16 protein-coding genes and 1 tRNA gene are annotated in these 17,719 nt (G+C 70.9%); 10 read left to right on the top strand and 7 right to left on the bottom strand.

From position 1 onward, the window contains the following. Nucleotides 1-850, bottom strand: an 850-nt coding sequence (locus NT132_RS02735) for a CDP-glycerol glycerophosphotransferase family protein (RefSeq protein ID WP_297784395.1), incomplete at its 3' end; no start/stop codon positions are given. A 51-nt stretch (nucleotides 851-901) separates the two neighbouring features. After that, nucleotides 902-2,434 carry a trypsin-like peptidase domain-containing protein gene (locus NT132_RS02730; protein WP_297784393.1) on the bottom strand — a complete coding sequence of 511 codons (1,533 nt, stop codon included), beginning with the start codon at nucleotides 2,432-2,434 and terminating at the stop codon, nucleotides 902-904. Nucleotides 2,435-2,531: 97 nt separating this feature from the next. Between NT132_RS02730 and NT132_RS02725 the strand changes: the two genes are divergently transcribed. Next, a complete protein-coding gene (locus tag NT132_RS02725; protein ID WP_297784390.1) occupies nucleotides 2,532-3,734 on the top strand; it encodes an aminotransferase class I/II-fold pyridoxal phosphate-dependent enzyme in 1,203 nt (400 codons plus the stop codon). Nucleotides 3,735-3,756: 22 nt separating this feature from the next. On the opposite strand, the gene NT132_RS02720 is transcribed toward NT132_RS02725, so the two are convergent. Then, nucleotides 3,757-4,560 (bottom strand): carbon-nitrogen hydrolase family protein, encoded by an 804-nt coding sequence (locus tag NT132_RS02720; RefSeq protein ID WP_297784387.1) that lies wholly within the window; start codon nucleotides 4,558-4,560, stop codon nucleotides 3,757-3,759. 87 nt (nucleotides 4,561-4,647) lie between these two features. Here NT132_RS02720 and NT132_RS02715 point away from each other — a divergent pair. After that, nucleotides 4,648-4,721, top strand: a tRNA-Met gene (locus NT132_RS02715). A 74-nt stretch (nucleotides 4,722-4,795) separates the two neighbouring features. Here the strand turns inward: NT132_RS02715 and NT132_RS02710 are convergent. Then, on the bottom strand, nucleotides 4,796-5,269 hold the full coding sequence (locus tag NT132_RS02710; RefSeq protein WP_366940335.1) for a MarR family transcriptional regulator: 474 nt from the start codon (nucleotides 5,267-5,269) through the stop codon (nucleotides 4,796-4,798). Between the two features lie 78 nt (nucleotides 5,270-5,347). Here NT132_RS02710 and idi point away from each other — a divergent pair, with 78 nt between their 5' ends. From idi to NT132_RS02675, 7 genes are read left to right on the top strand one after another with little or no spacing between them, the layout of a single operon-like run. Beyond that, a complete protein-coding gene (gene idi / locus NT132_RS02705; protein WP_297784384.1) occupies nucleotides 5,348-5,893 on the top strand; it encodes an isopentenyl-diphosphate Delta-isomerase in 546 nt (181 codons plus the stop codon). Further along, entirely contained in the window at nucleotides 5,890-6,948 is a 1,059-nt protein-coding gene (locus NT132_RS02700) for a polyprenyl synthetase family protein (RefSeq protein WP_297784381.1), read from the top strand. Before idi ends, NT132_RS02700 begins: the two co-directional genes overlap by 4 nt. Further along, entirely contained in the window at nucleotides 6,945-7,811 is an 867-nt protein-coding gene (locus tag NT132_RS02695; RefSeq protein WP_297784378.1) for a squalene/phytoene synthase family protein, read from the top strand. The genes NT132_RS02700 and NT132_RS02695 overlap by 4 nt, the downstream gene beginning before the upstream one ends. Beyond that, a complete protein-coding gene (gene crtI, locus NT132_RS02690; RefSeq protein ID WP_297784374.1) occupies nucleotides 7,808-9,370 on the top strand; it encodes a phytoene desaturase family protein in 1,563 nt (520 codons plus the stop codon). The genes NT132_RS02695 and crtI overlap by 4 nt, the downstream gene beginning before the upstream one ends. After that, nucleotides 9,370-9,687 (top strand): lycopene cyclase domain-containing protein, encoded by a 318-nt coding sequence (locus NT132_RS02685; RefSeq protein WP_297784404.1) that lies wholly within the window; start codon nucleotides 9,370-9,372, stop codon nucleotides 9,685-9,687. The genes crtI and NT132_RS02685 overlap by 1 nt, the downstream gene beginning before the upstream one ends. After that, on the top strand, nucleotides 9,684-9,989 hold the full coding sequence (locus tag NT132_RS02680) for a lycopene cyclase domain-containing protein (RefSeq protein ID WP_297784371.1): 306 nt from the start codon (nucleotides 9,684-9,686) through the stop codon (nucleotides 9,987-9,989). The genes NT132_RS02685 and NT132_RS02680 overlap by 4 nt, the downstream gene beginning before the upstream one ends. Then, nucleotides 9,986-10,855: a prenyltransferase gene (locus tag NT132_RS02675; protein WP_297784368.1), complete on the top strand. Its 870-nt coding sequence runs from the start codon at nucleotides 9,986-9,988 to the stop codon at nucleotides 10,853-10,855. Before NT132_RS02680 ends, NT132_RS02675 begins: the two co-directional genes overlap by 4 nt. A 254-nt stretch (nucleotides 10,856-11,109) precedes the next feature. Here NT132_RS02675 and NT132_RS02670 read toward each other — a convergent pair whose 3' ends face one another. Beyond that, nucleotides 11,110-14,019 (bottom strand): UPF0182 family protein, encoded by a 2,910-nt coding sequence (locus NT132_RS02670; protein ID WP_297784365.1) that lies wholly within the window; start codon nucleotides 14,017-14,019, stop codon nucleotides 11,110-11,112. Nucleotides 14,020-14,070: 51 nt separating this feature from the next. Further along, nucleotides 14,071-15,186: a S16 family serine protease gene (locus tag NT132_RS02665; protein ID WP_297784362.1), complete on the bottom strand. Its 1,116-nt coding sequence runs from the start codon at nucleotides 15,184-15,186 to the stop codon at nucleotides 14,071-14,073. Nucleotides 15,187-15,356: 170 nt separating this feature from the next. Between NT132_RS02665 and NT132_RS02660 the strand changes: the two genes are divergently transcribed. Beyond that, on the top strand, nucleotides 15,357-16,721 hold the full coding sequence (locus NT132_RS02660; protein WP_297784400.1) for a zinc-dependent metalloprotease: 1,365 nt from the start codon (nucleotides 15,357-15,359) through the stop codon (nucleotides 16,719-16,721). A gap of 737 nt (nucleotides 16,722-17,458) precedes the next feature. On the opposite strand, the gene NT132_RS02655 is transcribed toward NT132_RS02660, so the two are convergent. Then, the coding region (locus NT132_RS02655) for a 3'-5' exonuclease (RefSeq protein WP_297784359.1) at nucleotides 17,459-17,719 on the bottom strand (261 nt) is incomplete at its 5' end.

Below are 17,719 nucleotides of genomic sequence, written 5' to 3'. Positions count from 1 at the left end.
TGAGCCGCGGCGGCCGGTACTCCCCCGCACCGAGCGGGTGCGAGCGCACGAGGAGCACCGCATCCGTCCGCTCCAAGACGTCGATGATCGCGTCCCACTCCGCCGCATCGGGGATCGCGGGATCGGGCTGACCGTCGCGCCAGGTGGGCGCGTAAAGCACGACACGGGCGGTGCCGAGATCGCCGACCGCGCCCTCGATGAGCCCGCGGGCGGTCGCGGCGCGCTCTGCGGCGCTTCCGCGGGAGAGCACGTCGACCCGCGGCTCACCCGTCACGGGCACGCGGGAGTCCGGCAACGAGAACGCGGACTCCAGGCGGCCACGGACGAGTTCCGAGGCGGCGGGGATGAGCGCGATCCGGCGGGTCGCCCCGCGGTACATGAGCGACAGCAGGCGACGCACGAGGCGCGACCCCGGCAGGATGCTGCTGCGGACGGTCTCCGGCGAGTCGATGCCGATCCGTTTGAGCGGGATGCCGTGCCAGAGCTGCACCACGGTGGCGCCCGAGACGGCGTAGCGGCTGACGTCGCCGAAACCGTGCGTCACCACGATCACCCGCGCGCGAGCGGTGGCCCAGAAGCCGCGGAGCGACCGCTTGGGAAGGTGACGGATGCCGTGCGCACGAGCGGCGCGCGCTTGGGCCTCGCCGTCGACGAGCCACAGCGGGTCCTCACCGTGGCTGCGGGCGGTCTCCCACAGCGCGAGGGCGCCGTCGGCGATCCCGACCGCGCACCCCATGACCCAGCCGTTCCGCGACCGGGGGACGATCAGCGTGAGCAGCGTCCCCGCGGCGTAGAGCGGGATCCCGGCGAGCTTTCGCACGTTGCCCGCACCGAACGAGAAGGACGCCACCTCGCGAGCCTATCGCGGGGTGGCGTCCTTCTCGGTGTGCGCGGACCGCGCTTACTGCAGGGTGCCCAGGGTCACCTCGGCGGTGTTCGTCTTCCCGTCGCGCACGTAGGTGAGCGAGACGGTGTCGCCGCCCGCCACCGCACGCACCTGCGCGGTCAGATCGATCGCGTCGGTGATGGGGGCGCCGTTGAACTCGGTGACGATGTCGCCGGAGCGCAGCCCCGCCTCGGCGGCCGCACCCCCGGAGGTCACCTCGGAGATGTAGGCACCGGTTATGGTGGCGTCCTCGACCGTGGTCGAGGCCTGGACGGTGGCACCCAGCAGGCCATGGGTGGCCTCGCCGTCCGCGATGAGCGCCTTCGCGACCCGCTCGGCGACCGTCGACGGGATGGCGAAGCCGACGCCGATGTTCCCGCCGGTCGACGACGAGCTGCCGGCGGAGGCGATGGCGACGTTGATGCCGACCAGCTCGCCGTCGGAGTTCACCAGTGCGCCGCCGGAGTTGCCGGGGTTGATGGCTGCATCCGTCTGGACGACGGCGATCTTGATGGTCTCCGTCGCCGATTGCTGCGTCTCGCCCTGGCCGAAGTCGAAGAAGAAGGGGCTGTCCTGGCCGCCGTTGTCCTGCTGCCCACCCTGGTCATCGGAGTCGTCTTCCGAGTCGGACGAGTCGGGTGCGGCGGACGAGGCGATCTCGATCGAGCGGTTCAGCGCGCTGACGATGCCCTCGGTGACCGTGTTGGACAGACCCAGCGGTGCACCGACCGCGATCGTGGCGTCGCCGACGTTGAGGTCACCGGAGTCGCCCCAGGTGATCGGGGTGAGCCCCGAGGCGTCCTCGAGCTTGATCACGGCGAGGTCGTAGGTCGGGTCGGTGCCGACGATGGTCGCGTCGTAGATGCGGCCGTCGGAGGTGGTGACCTGGATCGTGGGGTCGGCGACCTGACCATCCAGGGTGACGACGTGGGTGTTCGTCAGCACGTACCCGTCGTCGCTGAGGATGACGCCGGAGCCGGTGCCGCCGCCGCTGCCGCCGGTGACCGAGATCGTGACGACGGAGGGGACGACCTTCGCGGCGACCGCCGTGGTCTGGTTCACCGAGTCGGTGTCGTTGACGGTGACGACGCTGCCGCCGGTGGCGGTGGCCGGATCGGACCCACCCCACAGCGCCTCACCGGCGTAGGCGCCGCCGAGGCCGGCCGCACCGCCCACGAGGGCTGCCGCGACGAGGAGGCCGACGATCCTGCCCGCGGACGACGGCTTCTTCGTGGCGACCGGGGTCGGTGCCCCGCCGAGCGGCTGCGTGGGGGCGGTCTGACCGAACGCGCCGGGGTGCGCGGCCGGACCGAAACCCTGACCGTAGCCGTACGCGCCCGTAGGGGTGGCAGCCGGGTACGGGGCACGCGCGGTGGTGGGAGGAAGCGGGGGCAGTGGCGGACGCTGCGCCGCGCCCTCCGGGCCGGATGCGGTGGGCTGCGAGGCACCGGTCGCGGCGGGCGCCGCGGACTCGGCGGCCTGCTCGCCCGACGGGGTCGAGGATGCGGCGGCGTTCTGCTCGGGGCGGGTGCCCTCGGTGTCGGTCATGGTTGCTCCTTCTGACAAGCAATCTCACTGTGGCGGGCGCTGCTGTGCGTTGCCTATGCCGAAAATGGGACGTCCCTATGCGAGTAACCTGTGTCCGATGCGAGTGATTCCCGGCGCCTGGCAGCGCACCGCGGCGGGCGCTGGCCTGCTGGCGTCCGACGGCACGCCGATCCCGACGATCTTCGCGGAGATGAGCGCTCTGGCGGCGCGCACCGGCGCAATCAATCTCGGTCAGGGTTTTCCCGATGAGGACGGACCGGCCGAGATCCTCGAGGCGGCGCAGCGCGCGATCGCCAACGGAGTCAACCAGTACCCGCCGGGTCGCGGCCAGGCGGACCTGCTGGCGGCGATCAGCGAACACCAGCACCGGTTCTACGGCCTGCGGCTCGACCCCGAGCGCGACATCCTCGTGACCGCGGGCGCGACCGAGGCGCTCGCCGCCGCCCTTCTCGCCCTCACCGGCGACCCGGACGACGAGGTCGTCGTCTTCGAGCCGCACTACGACGCCTACGCCGCATGCGTGGCGCTCACCGGCGCGCGCCTGGTGACGGTGCCGCTGCGCTGGCCCGATTTCCAGCCGGACCTCGACGAGCTCCGCCGCGCCGTGACCGACCGCACCCGCGTCATCCTGGTGAACGATCCGCACAACCCCACCGGAGCGGTGTTCTCCGCCGAGGTGCGGGCCGAGATCGTGCGGCTCGCCCACGCGCACGACGCGATCATCCTCACCGACGAGGTGTACGAGCACCTCGTGTTCGACGATGCGGTGCACGTGCCGATCGCGACCGAGCCGGGAGCATGGGAGCGGACGCTCACGGTGTCGTCCGCGGGCAAGACCTTCTCCGTCACCGGATGGAAGATCGGCTGGATCAGCGGGCCGGCGGATCTCGTGGATGCGGTCCTCGCGGTCAAGCAGTTCCTCACCTACGTCAATGGCGCCCCGTTCCAGCCGGCGATCGCGACCGGGTTGCGGTTGCCGGACGCGTTCTTCGCCGGGGTCGCCGCGACCCTGGCGCACAAGCGCGACCTGCTGGTCGCCGGGCTCCGAGCGGCGGGCATGGACGTGTCCGTGCCGCAGGGCACCTACTTCATCGTTGCGGATGCGGCGCCGCTCGGCGCCACGGACGCACACGCGTTCATCCGCCTGCTTCCCGAGCGGGCCGGCGTCGTCGGGATCCCGCTCACGGCGTTTGTGACCGCATCCCGGCGCGGCGAGTACGCGAGTCTCGTCCGCTTTGCCGCGTGCAAGCGGGTGGATGTGCTGGACGAGGCGTCCCGCCGGCTGGCCGCGCTGTCCTGACGCTTCGGCGCGGGGCGCGGGGTCAGCCGGGAGTCACCCGGTAGCGGCGTAGGCGGAGCGCAGGGTTCAACCGGCGGACGCGCTCGATCGCAGCCGGGTCGATCGGGGCGAGCGCGATGTCGGTCGTGGACCCGAGACTTGCGAGCACGACACCCTGCGGGTCGATGATCGCGGAGCGGCCGACACCGAGCGGTGCCGGGTGATCGGCAGCGGCGACGTACGCGGTGTTCTCGATCGCACGGGCGCGCAGCAGCGTCGACCACTGGTCTTCTTTGAGGGGACCGCGCACCCACTCGGCGGGAACGAGGAGCAGATCGGCGCCCGCATCCACGAGCACCCGCGCGGATTCCGGGAACCGCAGGTCGTAGCAGGTCATCACGCCGCACGTCAGGCCGTCGACCGCGAACACCTGCGGTGGCACCAGCTCCCCCGGTGCCACCCAGTCGGACTCCCGCTGCCCGAAGGCGTCGTACAGGTGCTGCTTGCGGTAGACCGCGACCACGCCGTCGCCGTTCACCGCGACGACCGTGTTGTGGACGCGCTCGCCGTCACCGGCCCGCTCCAGCACGCCCGCCACGAGGTGGACGCCGAGGCGGCCGGCGAGATCCTGCAGGCTCGTGACGAACGGACCGTCGAGGTCCTCGGCGCCGTCGCGGAGGGTCTCGTCGAAGGGATCGATGAAGAAGCTCGAGTACTCCGGGAACACCACGAGGGTCGCTCCGCGGGCCACCGCGCGCTCCGCGAGCTCGGCGACGGTCTCCCGGTTCGCGGCGTGGTCGGCGGTCGGGGCGAACTGGGCGACGGCGACGACGGGTCCGGAGGGCATTCCCCCATCCTCGCGGGCCGCGCCACGCCCGGCAACCCGGCGCCGATTCGCCCTCCGCCGGAGCCCGTGATAAGTTATCTCTTGTGCCGCGGGGTGGAGCAGTTCGGTAGCTCGCTGGGCTCATAACCCAGAGGTCGCAGGTTCAAATCCTGTCCCCGCAACAAAGAAGAAGAGGCGTCCCGCTCGGGACGCCTCTTCTTGCATCTGGGCTGGGCCGGTCGGCGACCCGCCCGGCCTACTCCTCGGGGTCGATCGCGGCAGCGACCTTCAGCAGGAAGCCCGTGATCACCTTGAGCTCCTCCGGCGGGTACTGCTGCGCGACCGAACTCATGGCGGCGAGGCTCTCGCGGAAATGCGTGAAGAAGCTGCTGCGCGAGTGGTCGGTGAGCGCGATCAGGCGTGAGCGACGATCCGTCGGATGCGGGAGTCGCACAACGTGCCCGGCCTCGGTGAGCCGGTCGATCAGCTTCGTGGTCGATGCGGTCGATATCCGCAGGTGGCGCGCCAGGTCATGCGGACTGACCGGCTGCCCGCGCTGCTCGCGGATGATCAGCATCCGCAGCGCCGCCAGGTCGGTCATGTTCATCGCCATGTCGTCCTTCATGCCCCCGTACATCCGGTCCATGGCATCACTGACCGAGCGGAGCGCCGTGAGCACGTCGGCGACGTCCGCCGACCACACGGGACGCGTCTCACCGGCCTCGCTCACGCAGCACCCCCTGGACTCGGTTGTGATCTTCGTTCATTATGTTGCTAGCTTAGCTAGTAATAAGCCCCTGGGAGAATTGTGAACGAGATCGAAGAGGTCGTCCTGCTGGACGAGGAGGGCCGGGAGATCGGCACCGCCCCCAAGAGCAGCGTGCACGGAACCGACACCGCGCTCCACCTGGCCTTCTCCTGCCACGTCGTCGACCGCGAAGGCCGGGTGCTCGTCACCCGCCGCGCCCTCGACAAGACCACCTGGCCCGGCGTCTGGACCAACTCGTTCTGTGGCCACCCCCGGCCCGCGGAACCCGTCATCAACGCGGTCCGCCGTCGTGCCGAGCACGAGCTCGGCATCACCCTCACCGACCTCACCCTCGCACTCCCCCTCTTCCGCTACCGCGCGACGGATGCCAGTGGCATCGTCGAGCACGAGATCTGCCCGGTGTACGTCGCCCGCACCGACGACGTCCCCCGCCCCAATCCGCTGGAGGTCTCCGAGATCGCGTGGGTGGAGCCCGGCGACCTCGCCACCGCGCTCGAGGCGACCCCGTGGGCGTTCAGTCCCTGGCTCGTGCTGCAGGCACGGCAACTGAGCCTGTTCGCGACCGCCGAACAGCTGGCGTCATGATCGACCTCCTCGAAGCACCCGGCCACGTGGCGATCGACGATCGGATCGACGCGGCACTGCAGCGCGTGATACATCGCGCGGCCGCATCCGGTCCCACGGCCGCCGCCCTGACGGAGGCTGCCGCCCGCGCGGCCAGCGGAGGCAAGCGGTTCCGTCCCGCCCTCGTCGCCGCGGCATTCCGCGCCTGGGACGGTGACGAGGGGCAACGCGACGCCATGACCGAGGTCGCCGCCGCGTTCGAGCTGCTACACGCCGCGTTCGTCGTCCACGACGACGTGCTCGACCACGACACCGTCCGCCGCGGGGTCCTGAACGTCGCGGGCGAGTTCACCGCACGCGGAACCGACGGCGGGCTCGATGACGCGGCCGCTGCGGAACTCGGCGAGGCCGCCGCGATCCTCGCCGGCGATCTGCTGCTGCACGAGGCCGAGCGAACGATCGCGCTGGCCGACCTGGACGCGGTCACCCGGGCGGCGCTCCTCGACGTGTTCGACGAGGCCGTGCTCGTCTCCGCCTTCGGTGAACTCGCCGACATCGAGCACACCCTCTCCGCACAGGTGCCGCATCCGGACCGGCTGATGCAGGCCGCTCATGACAAGACCGCGGTGTACTCCTTCGCCGCGCCGCTCGCCGCGGGCGCCCTGCTCGCCGGTGCGACGGCCGCCGAGGTCGACACCGTCCGCGGCTGCGGACGGACCCTCGGTCTCGCCTTCCAGCTCGTCGACGACCTCATCGGCGCGTTCGGCACGACAGCGCAGGCGGGTCGGGAGGCCGGCGTCGACCTCCGCGAGGCCAAGCGCACTCCGCTCATCGCCCTCGCCCGGCAGACCCCAGACTGGGACCGGATCGAGGGGGCGCTCGCGATCGCCCACACCGGACCCATCGCGGTGCGCGCGGCACAGCGCGCCCTCGACGGCGCCGGCGCCCGCGCCCGCCTCGTCGCGGTCATCGGTCACACCCTCGGTGAGAGCCGCTCCGCCGCTGACACCCTGCCGCCCGCGGCTCGCGCCCTCGTCTACCGCGTCGCCGAGCACATCGAAAGCCGCATCCCGTGAGCGCGGCCCCGACCGGTCTGCGACTCTACGACGAGGCCGCGTGCCGCGCCGCCTGCTCGATCATCGACGCCTACTCGACGTCGTTTTCGCTCGCGACCCGGCTGCTCGGCCCGCGTGCCCGCCACCACGTCCGCCACGTCTACGCGCTCGTGCGGATCGCGGACGAGATCGTCGACGGTCCCGCCGATGAGGCCGGCGTGACCCTCGAGGAACGCCGCCGGATCCTCGACGCGCTGGAACAGGAGACCACGGATGCCGTGGCCCGCGGCTTCAGCGCGAACCTCGTCGTGCACGCCTACGCCCGCACCGCCCGCGAGTGCGGCATCGGCGACGACCTCACCGCCCCGTTCTTCCAGGCGATGCGCACCGATCTCACCACCTCGCAGCACGACGCCGACTCCCACGACGCCTACGTCTACGGGTCGGCCGAAGTGGTGGGACTCATGTGCCTCGCCGTGTTCGTGAACGCCGGCACCACTGCTCCCGCACGCCCCGCGCCGCACCTCACCGCGGGCGCGCAGAGCCTCGGCCGCGCGTTCCAGGACGTGAACTTCCTCCGCGACCTCGCCGACGACTCCGAGCGTCTCGGCCGCGACTACCTCGCCATCGGCCACGGCGCGGACCCGGCCACCGTGCTCGACCGCATCGACGCCGACCTCGCCCGCGCGGCCGCCGTCATCCCCGAACTCCCCGCCGACTGCCGCCGCGCGGTGACGGTGGCGCACGACCTGTTCGCCACCCTCGGCCGGCAGCTGCGTGAAAGTGGACCGGGGGCGGGCCGCGTCAGCGTCCCCGCATCCCGCAAGGCGGCCCTCGCCGCACGCGCGTGGCTCGGTGCCGCGCCGCTCGGGACGCGCGCGTGAGCGCCGCAGTCGTCATCGGCGGCGGCATCGCAGGGCTGGCAACGGCAGCGCTCCTCGCCCGCGACGGGTACGACGTGACCCTGCTGGAGGCCAAGGACGAGCTCGGCGGCCGCGCCGGCAGCTGGGAGCACGGCGGGTTCCGCTTCGACACCGGCCCCAGCTGGTATCTCATGCCGGAGGTCTTCGACCACTTTTTCCGCATGCTGGGCACAACCGCCAAGCAGGAGCTCGACCTCGTCGATCTCTCCCCCGCCTACCGCGTGTACTCGGAGCCGGATGCGGATCCGCGCGCGCCCCGCCGCGCGCCGCTGGACGTCGTCTCGGGGCGTGCGGAGGCGACCAGCCTGTTCGAGAGCGTCGAGCCGGGCGCCGGGGAGCGCCTTGAGGAGTACCTCGATTCCGCGGCGGACGCCTACGACCTGGCGGTGAACCGCTTCCTCTACGACACCTACGAGACCGGCCGGAACCTCACCACTCGCGCGATCCTGCGGCGCCTGGGGCATCTGACGAAGCTCCTCACCACATCGCTCGAGCGGTTCGTCGCCCGGCGCTTCCGGGACCCGGTGCTGCGCCAGGTTCTCGGGTACCCGGCGGTGTTCCTCGGTGGCGAACCGTCTGGTGTCCCCGCGCTCTACCACCTCATGAGCCACCTCGACCTCGATGACGGCGTGCGGTACCCGCAGGGCGGCTTCACCGCGCTCATCGCCGCGATCGAGCGGCTCGCGCGCGCCGAGGGCGTCACCATCGTCACCGGCGCACGCGCCGTGGAGATCGAACGGGACAACGGCCGCGCCGCGGGAGTCCGGGTGGCCGACGGCCGCACCTTCCGCGCCCCCGTCGTGATCTCCACCGCCGACCTGCACCACACCGAGACCGAACTCCTCCCGGCCGAGGCACGCAGCTACCCGGAGAAATGGTGGCGTCGCCGCACCCCGAGCCCCGGCGCGATGCTGCTCCTGCTGGGCGTGACGGGCGAGCTGCCGCAGCTCGCGCACCACACACTGGTGTTCACCCGCGACTGGCGCGCGAACTTCGGCGCCATCTTCGGGAAGAATCCGCATGTGCCCTCCCCCGCATCCATCTACGTCTGCAAGCCGAGCGCGACCGACCCCACCGTCGCCCCCGAGGGACACGAGAACCTGTTCGTGCTGGTGCCCGTGCCCGCCGACCCGGAATCCGGGCGCGGCGGGGTGGACGGCGCGGGCGAGCGCCGCATCGAGGCGGCCGCCGACACCGTCATCGCGCAGCTCGCCGACTGGTGCAGCATCCCCGACCTCGCCGAGCGCATCGTCGTGCGGCGCACGATCGCGCCGGAGGACTTCGCGGTCGACCTGAACGCGTGGCGGGGCAACTCGCTGGGGCTCTCGCACACGCTCGCACAGAGCGCCGTCTTCCGGCCGCGGAACGTCTCCCCGACGGTGCCGGGACTGTTCTACGCCGGCGCCACGGTGCTGCCGGGCATCGGGCTACCGATGTGTCTCATCTCGGCGGAACTCGTCCTCAAGCGGCTACGCGGCGACCGGTCGGCCGGCCCGCTTCCGGAGCCGGAGGCCGCGTGATGGCGGGGCTGTACCTGCTGGCCCTGCTGGTCTCGGCGGCAGGCATCGCCCTGCTCGACGCACGGTGGCGCCTGGTGTTCGCGCCGGCGCCGTGGCGGGCGTCCGCCACGATCCTCATCGGCACCGTGTTCTTCCTGGTGTGGGACCTGGTGGGGATCGCGACCGGGGTGTTCGTGAAGGGCGACAGCCCGCTCCTGCTCGGTGTCGACCTGGCTCCGCACCTGCCGATCGAGGAGCCGGTGTTCCTGGCGTTCCTCTGCTACCTCGCCCTCGTGGTCCACGCCGCGGCGCTCCGGCGGAAGCGGGTGCGCGCATGACCTACGCGCTCATCATCCTGCCGTTCCTCGCCGCCACGGTCGTCGTGGTGGCGCTGTCCGCCCGACGGGACGGATTCGGGCGTCGGATGCGGGCGAGCCTCGTTGCCGCGATCGTGCTCGTGGCCCTGACCACCGTGTTCGACAACGTCATGATCACCGCGGGTCTGTTCGATTACCCCCCGACCCACCTGAGTGGCCTGCGCATCGGACGCGCGCCGCTGGAGGACTTCTCATATCCGCTGTGCGCGGCCTTCGGCGTCCCGGCCGTGTTCGCGCTGCTCCGCCGGGAGACCCGCCCGTGACCGGCACCGTTCGCACCCTCTTCCTGTCGTCCCGCCCGGTCAGCTGGGTGAACACCGCGTACCCGTTCGCCGCCGCGTACCTCCTCGCCGGCTGGCGGGTGGATGCCACGTTCGTCATCGGGACGCTGTTCTTCCTCGTGCCGTACAACCTCGCCATGTACGGCATCAACGACGTGTTCGACTACGAGTCCGACCTGCGGAACCCCCGAAAGGGCGGCGCGCACGGGGCCGTGCTCGACCGTCGCCTGCATCGGGTGACCCTCTGGGCGGCCGCCCTGTCGTGCCTGCCGTTCATCGTGTGCCTCGTGGCGGTCGGCAACCCGCTGTCCTGGTTCGTGCTGGCGCTCAGCCTCTTCTTCGTGGTGTTCTACTCCGCGCCGCCGCTGCGGCTGAAGGAGGTGCCGTTCGCAGACTCGGTGACCAGCAGCATCCACTTCTTCTCCCCCGCCGTGTACGGTCTCGTGCTCGCCGGGGCGACGTTCACCCCGGGGATCATCGCGCTGCTCGTGGCGTTCGCGTGCTGGGGGATCGCCTCGCACGCCTTCGGCGCGGTGCAGGACGTCGCCGCGGACCGGGAGGCGGGTATCAGCTCCATCGCCACCGCCCGCGGTGCCCGGTGGACCGTCCGCTTCGCGCTCGCGCTCTACGCCCTCGCGGGCGTCGCGGCGCTGTTCACCGCCTGGCCCGGGCCGCTCGCGGCCCTCCTCGCCGTGCCCTATCTCGTGATGGTATGGCCGTTCCGCTCGGTCACCGATGAGACCGCGGACACGGCGACCGCGGGCTGGCGGAAGTTCCTGTGGCTGAACCAGATCACCGGCTTTGGTGTGACCGTGCTGCTGATCTGGTGGGTGTTCCTTACTCGCTGAGCCCGCACGCCTCCTTCGCCTCCCGCAGGCCCGCGGTGTGTCTCGATGTGCCTGCTCCGGATATCACCGGATTCGGATGTCACCGGATTCGGGGATGTCACCGGATTCGGATCGATTTGTGATTCCCCATCCGAATCTCGGGACATCTCCGATTCTCGCGACATCGCGACATCTCCGGATGGTGACGCCCGCACCGGGCCGCCTCACGCGGAAGCGGCGGCCCCCACCGGGAGCCGCCGCTTCCGCGTGTCAGATCACTGACCGCCGTCGAGCTCCAGGAGCTTGTTGACGGCGTCCTGCAGTCGCTGGTCGGCCTCGCCGTACGCGGTCCAGTCGGCGCCCTGCAGAGCCGTCTGACGGTCGAGGAGGGCCTGACGCGCCTCCTCCAGCGCCGCCTGGTACTCGTCGGTCGGGACGACCGTGCCGCCGTCACCGCCGTCCGTGCCCGTATCCGTGCCGGTGCCGGCGTCGTCCTCGGGGACGACCTCCGCATCGCCGGTGCTGGCGCCGGAGTCACCGCCGAACAGGGCGTCGAGCGCCTCGTTCAGCGTGTTCTCGAACGCGACCTGCGAACCGAACGCGACCAGCACCTTCTGCAGCTGTGGCAGCTGGGTGCCGCCGGAGGCCTGCACGAACACGGGCTGCACGTACAGGAAGCCGCCGCCGACCGGGAGGGTCAGCAGGTTGCCGTTGAGCACCTCGGACTGTCCCTGCTTCAGGATGTTCAGCTGGGCGGAGATGGACGGATCCGAGTTGAACGTGTTCTGCACCTGGCCCGGGCCGGGAACTGTCGAATCCGAGTCGATCTCCAGCAGCCTGAGCTTGCCGTAGTCCTCGCTCTTCACGCCCGCCTGGCTTCCCGCATCCGAGTCCACCGCGAGGTAGCCCATGAGGACGTTCCGCGATTCGGTCCCGGAGGAGCGCGGGATGAAGCTCGTGAACATCGAGTACGTCGGCGCATCCTGGCCGGGCATCTTCATCGTGAGGTAGTACGGCGGCTGGTTGACCGTCTCGTCGCTCGACTGCGGGTCGGCCGGGGTGGCCCACGCGTTGTCCTGCTGGAAGAACGACTGTGCGTCGTCGACGTGGTAGACCCCGAGCATCGCCCGCTGCACCTTGAACAGATCGGTGGGGTACCGGACGTGGCTGATGAGATCGGCGGACATATCCTCGACCGACTTCAGCGTGGCGGGGAACACCTTCTGCCACGCCTGCAGCAGCGGGTCCTCGTCGTCCCAGGCGTACAGCGTCACGCTGCCGTCGTAGGCGTCGACCGTGGCCTTGACCGAGTTGCGGATGTAGTTGACGTTGTCCAGCGCGATCTGCGGGTTCTCGTTGTTAGCATCCTCGATGGCCTGCGACATGCTCGTGGCCGTCGAGTACGGGTAGTCGTCGGTCGTGGTGTAGCCGTCGACGATCCAGACGATGCGCCCGTCGACCACGCTCGGGTACGGATCCGAATCGAGCGTCAGGTAGGGCGCGACCTTCTGCACGCGGGACGCGGGATCGCGGTCGTACAGGATCTGCGAGTCCTCGTTGAGGTAGTCGGAGAACACGATCTGCTCGGACTGGAACTTCAGCGCGTAGATGAGCCGGTTGAACAGGTTCCCGATGTCCGGGCCGCCGTCGCCCTCGAACGTGGTCTTCGTCTCGCTGGCGCCCTCGGCGCCCGACGGGTAATCCAGCTCGATCGGGTTCTTCCCCTCCGGTGCACCCACGATCGAGTACACCGGCGAGTTCTCGCCGAAGTAGATGCGCGGCTCGAAGTCACTGGAGGAGAGGAACCCGGATGCCGGGATGCCGCTCTCGATGAAGACCGGGTCGCCGTCGACGGTGCGCTCGTTGCCCTTGGCGACGACGAGCCCGTAGCCGTGGGTGTAGACGAGCGTGGAGTTCTGCCAGGACGCGTCGGCGCCGAGTGCCGTCGTGTTCAGGTCGCGGACCGACACCACGGTGTCCTGCGTCTGCCCGTCGATCTGATAGCGGTCGACGTCCAGCGGCGTGGAGAACTGGTAGTAGGACCGGTACTGCTGCAGCTGGCGGATCGTCGGGGTGATGATCGCCGGGTCCATGATGCGGATGGAGGCGGTGGTCTCCGCATCCGAGCGCAGCTGCCCCGCCTCGACCGTGGTCGTGGCGTCGTAGTCCATGGTGTCCATGTCGGCGATGCCGAACGCAGTCTTGGTGGCGTCGAGGTTCCGCTCGTAGTACTCGGACTCGTAGGCGAACTGGTTCGGCTTCACCTGGACGGTGTTCACGATCCACGGGTACACCACGCCCACGACGATGGAGGTCACCACGAGGAGCGCGGTCGCGATGAGCGGGTAGCGCCACCGGCCGATGACGGCGGTGACGAAGAACAGCACCGCAACGAGCGCCGCGACGATCGCGAGGATCGTGAGTCCCGGGATGGTGGCGTTGACCCCGGTGTAGGCGGGGCCGGTGATGCGGTCCCCCGCCTCGGTCAGCGTCCGGTAGCGGTCGACCCACAGGCTCGCCGCCTGCAGCAGCAGGTACACGCCGGCGATGATCGCGAGCTGGATGCGGGCGGCCTTGGAGATCCGCAACTCCCGCTGTCCCACGTGCACCGAGCCGTAGAGGTAGGAGACCAGAGCGGTGACGAGCAGGCACACCAGCACCACGGCCGAGGCGAACCCGAGGACACCGCCGTAGAACGGCAGGCCGAACAGGTAGAACCCGGTGTCGAGACCGAACTGCGCGTCGGTGGTGTCGGTGGACACGCCGTTCAGCCAGAGCGCCGTGGTCTCCCACTGCGCGGAGGCGGCGAAGCCGGCGAAGAATCCGAAGAACACCGGGATTCCCCACATGGCCAGGCGCCGGAGCGGTTCCACCACTTCCTGGTAGCGGTCCAGCTGCGAGCTCAGCCGCACGTAGACCGGGCGGAGCCGGTACGCGAGCTGAATGACGACCCACACCGGGATCCCCATGGCGAGGAACCCAACCACGAACATGGCGGCGCGGGCCAGCCACTGCGTGAGGAGCACCCCGGTGTAGCCGAGCTGGTCGTACCAGAGCCAATCGGCATAGAGGTTGGCGAAGATGAAGAAGGCCACGACGAGCGCCGCGATCACGGCGAGCGAGATCGCAATGATCCGGCGTGAGCGATTCGGGGCGGCGGGCGTCGGCGCGGGGGTCGAGGTCACATCCCCATCCTAGGAGCGCGCGCTGAAGGTACGCCCCGAGTCTGGGAACGGTCAGGACACGGTGCAGGTGGGGAACGCGTCCAGATCGCCGTCGTTCGCGAGTGCCGTCAGCACGTCCAGCGAGTCGTCCAGGGTGGAGACGGCGAACACGCGCAGCCCGTCGGGCACATGCCCGACCACCTCGTCACAGTTCTCCTGCGGCGCGAGGAAGTAGTCCGCGCCCGCCCGCTCCGCTCCCCACAGTTTCTGCCGGATGCCGCCGATCGGCCCCACGGTCCCGTCGACCGTGATGGTGCCGGTGCCAGCCACGTCCGCGCCGCCGGTGAGCTCCCCCGGGGTGAGCTTGTCGATCATGCCGAGCGCGAACATCATGCCCGCGGACGGTCCGCCGACGTTCGTCAGCGCGAAGTCAACCTCGTACGGCAGGTCGAACGTCTCCTGCACGGCGACGCCCAGGAGCCACGCGCCGTCGTCGCCCGCGGTGGGCGTGACGGACACCGCATCCGCCTCGCCGTCGCGCTCGATGTCGAGCGTGACGGCGGCGCCGCCGGCATCGGCGACCGCCGCGCGCAGTTCGGTCGTGTTCGTCACCTCGCGACCGTCGACCGCGGTGACCACGTCCCCCGGCTCCAGGATCCCCGCCGCGGCACCGTCGTCGGTCACCGTGGCGACCGATACCGCGGGATGCACGTCATAGCCGAGGTGGGCGAACGCGGCCGCCTCCGCCTCGGTCTGCGAATCGGTCATGAGCGCCGCGTTCTGTTCGTCGCGCTCGACCGTCGTCTGCCCGGACGGGAAGACCGCCTCGATCGGCAGGATCGCACGGGTGCGGTCGAGCCAGGCGGCCGCGATCTCCAGCCACGACACCGGCCGCTCCGGCGAGCCGACGACCTGGACGGTGAGCAGGTCGAGCGCCCCGGACGTCTCGAAGGTGTCGGCCCCCTCGATCGTGATGAGCGGCACGTCCTCGCCGTCGCTGTCGGTGACGTTGCCGATCGTGTCGTACACCGGACCGGGCTGCTGGATGACGTAGCCCGTGGGCAGAAATGACAGCCCCAGCAGCGCGATCAGGGCGATGATCAGCGACCAGATCCCCACCCGCATCCCGCGGCCGACCGGTCGGCGCGGTGCGGGCTCGACGGTGTCCGTCTCATCGAACAGGGTCACTCGCGCCTCCAGGTGCGGTCGTTCGCGACCGGCGTACGGCGAATGCCGTCCCGCCCGGCGGTGCGATGCTCCGGGCGACTAGCGTAGGACGCGACGCTATCCACTCGCTGAAAGGCGCCGACGTGACCGACGATTTCGACCGCTCTCCGGAAGAAGAATTCCAGGAGATGATGCGGCGACTGCTGGCTGGACAGATCGATCCGGCACAGCTGGAGCAGCTGTCTGCGATGGGGATCGACCCGGCGCAGATCGCACAGGCGATGCAGCAGATGCAGACCGCCTTTGCCTCCGGCGACGGCAGCATCTCCTGGGACGCCACGAAGCGTCAGGCGCTCCACATCGCGAACCAGTCCGACCGCGGTGTGAGCAGCACGCAACGCGCCGACCTCGATCAGGCGTTCGCGCTCGCGACGCTGTGGCTGAGCGAGGCCACCACGATCTCCGATCTCGTGGTCCCGCCGCGCGCCATCACCCGCGGTGCGTGGGTGGAGGCGACCCTGCCGGTGTGGCAGGAGCTCGCGGAGCCGGTCGCGACGAGCATCGCCGATGCGCTGACCGCGACGCTCGCCGAGCAGATGCCGGAGGACATGCAGTCGATGGTCGCGGGCGCCGGCCGGATGCTGCGCAGCGTCGGCGGCTCCCTCTTCGCCACCCAGCTGGGGCAGGTCGTGGGGCAGCTGTCGCTGACGGTGGTCTCCGGCGGAGACGTCGGGCTCCCCCTCATGCCCGCCGGTGAGGCCGTGATCCTGCCGCAGAACTTCGCCGACTTCGGCCAGGGACTCGAGATCCCCGAGGACCAGCTCGCCCTGTCGGTCGCCGCCCGCGAGCTTGCGCACGCGCGCCTCTTCCGCCACGCCCGCTGGCTGCACCTCGACGTCATCGCCCAGGTGACCGAGTTCGCCCGCGGCATCCACGTCGATACCGCCGCGCTGGAGGACCTGGCAACCGGCTTCGACCCGTCCCAGCCGGAGGAGCTGCGCCGCATGCTGGAAAGTGGCGCGCTGCTGCCGGAACGCTCGGAACAGCAGACCGCCGCCCTCACCCGCCTCGAGAACGTGCTCGCACTCGTCGAGGGCTGGGTCGACGTGGTCACGGCCGACGCGACCTCACGGCTGCCGAGCGCCGACCGGGTCGCGGAGGTCGTCCGGCGCCGTCGTGCCGTCGGCGGACCCGCGGAGAAGGCTCTCGCCTCGCTCGTCGGGCTGGAGCTGCGACCGCGCCGGATGCGGGAGGCCGCGGCGATGTGGCGCGCGGTGACGGATGCGGTCGGCATCGCCGCCCGCGACGCCCTATGGGACTACCCCGATCTCATGCCGACCTCCGCCGACATCGACGATCCGTCCGCGCTGATCGAGCGGCTCCGTGCGCGTGCCCGCGGCGAGCAGCCGGCGCCGGACGAAATGGATGAGGCGCTGGCGCAGTTGCTGTCCGACGCGGCCGGCGAGTCCACCCCGGACGCACCGGGCGGCGACACCCCGCGCGAGGACCCGTCGGACGCGTCCGGCGATCAGGGCGAAGGCCCGCGGCCGGTCTGACCACCACCGTCCTCTCCTCCCCAGGTGCCCGGATGCCTGCCGCGCCTGTGGAGGACGCCCCACGACCGGTGTCCGGCCGCAGAATCGAGGCATGCCGCGACTGGACCCCAGCTACCCGCCGGTGTGGCGGTCGGGGACCACGCTGCAGTTCGGCAGCACCGACCGCGTCGTGATCGACGACCCGCGCCCGTGGCAGGAGTCGCTCGTCGCGAAGCTGCGAAGCGGCATGTCGGACGGCGACCTCGACCGGTTCGCCATCGAGACCGGCGTCGACGTGACGCGGGTGCGCGCGTTCGTCGGGCGGTTGTCGGCCGTGCTCGCGCGGCCGCCGGAGCCGCGGCCGCGCGTCGTGCTGCTCGCCGCACCCGGTCTCGCGGCTGCGGTGGTCGACGACGTTCGCCGGCGGTTGGCGACGGCGGCGGAGGTGCACGTGTCCTCCGAGCCGGAGCACGGCGCGCTCACCGTGGTGCTCGCGCACTACGAGGTCGACCCCGCCGTCGCCGCCCGGCTGGTCCGCGACGATGCCCCGCACCTGCCGGTCATCCTGGGTCCCGAGCGGGCCGAGGTCGGTCCGATCATCACGCCCGGCTACGGACCGTGCCTCGCGTGCCTCGCCGCCTGGCGCACCGACCGGGATGCGGCCTGGCCGCTGGTGGCGTCCCAGCTGCTGACGGCGCCGTGCCCGCCGCTGGATCCGCTGCTGGTCGCGGAGGCCGCCGTCGTCGCCGCGCAGCTGGTCAGCTGCGACGATGCGCCGACGGACCGGGTCGCGACCCTCCAGCCGGGTTCCGCCCGACGGACCTGGCACGTGCCGGACGCTCATCCAGAATGCGGGTGCCGATCTCCTGCAGGAAACGCGACGGCTGACGCGGAGACCGCCCGAACCCCGGCGACCACGACAGTGCGAGCGTACGCGCGGCCCGCGTGATGCCGACGTAGGCGAGGCGGCGTTCCTCATCGATCTCGTCGAAGGAGCGGGCGTACGAGATCGGCAGCTG

The organism is Microbacterium sp. (genome assembly GCF_026393345.1).
Taxonomy (GTDB): domain Bacteria; phylum Actinomycetota; class Actinomycetes; order Actinomycetales; family Microbacteriaceae; genus Microbacterium.
This window is presented reverse-complemented; position numbering and strand designations above follow the sequence as displayed.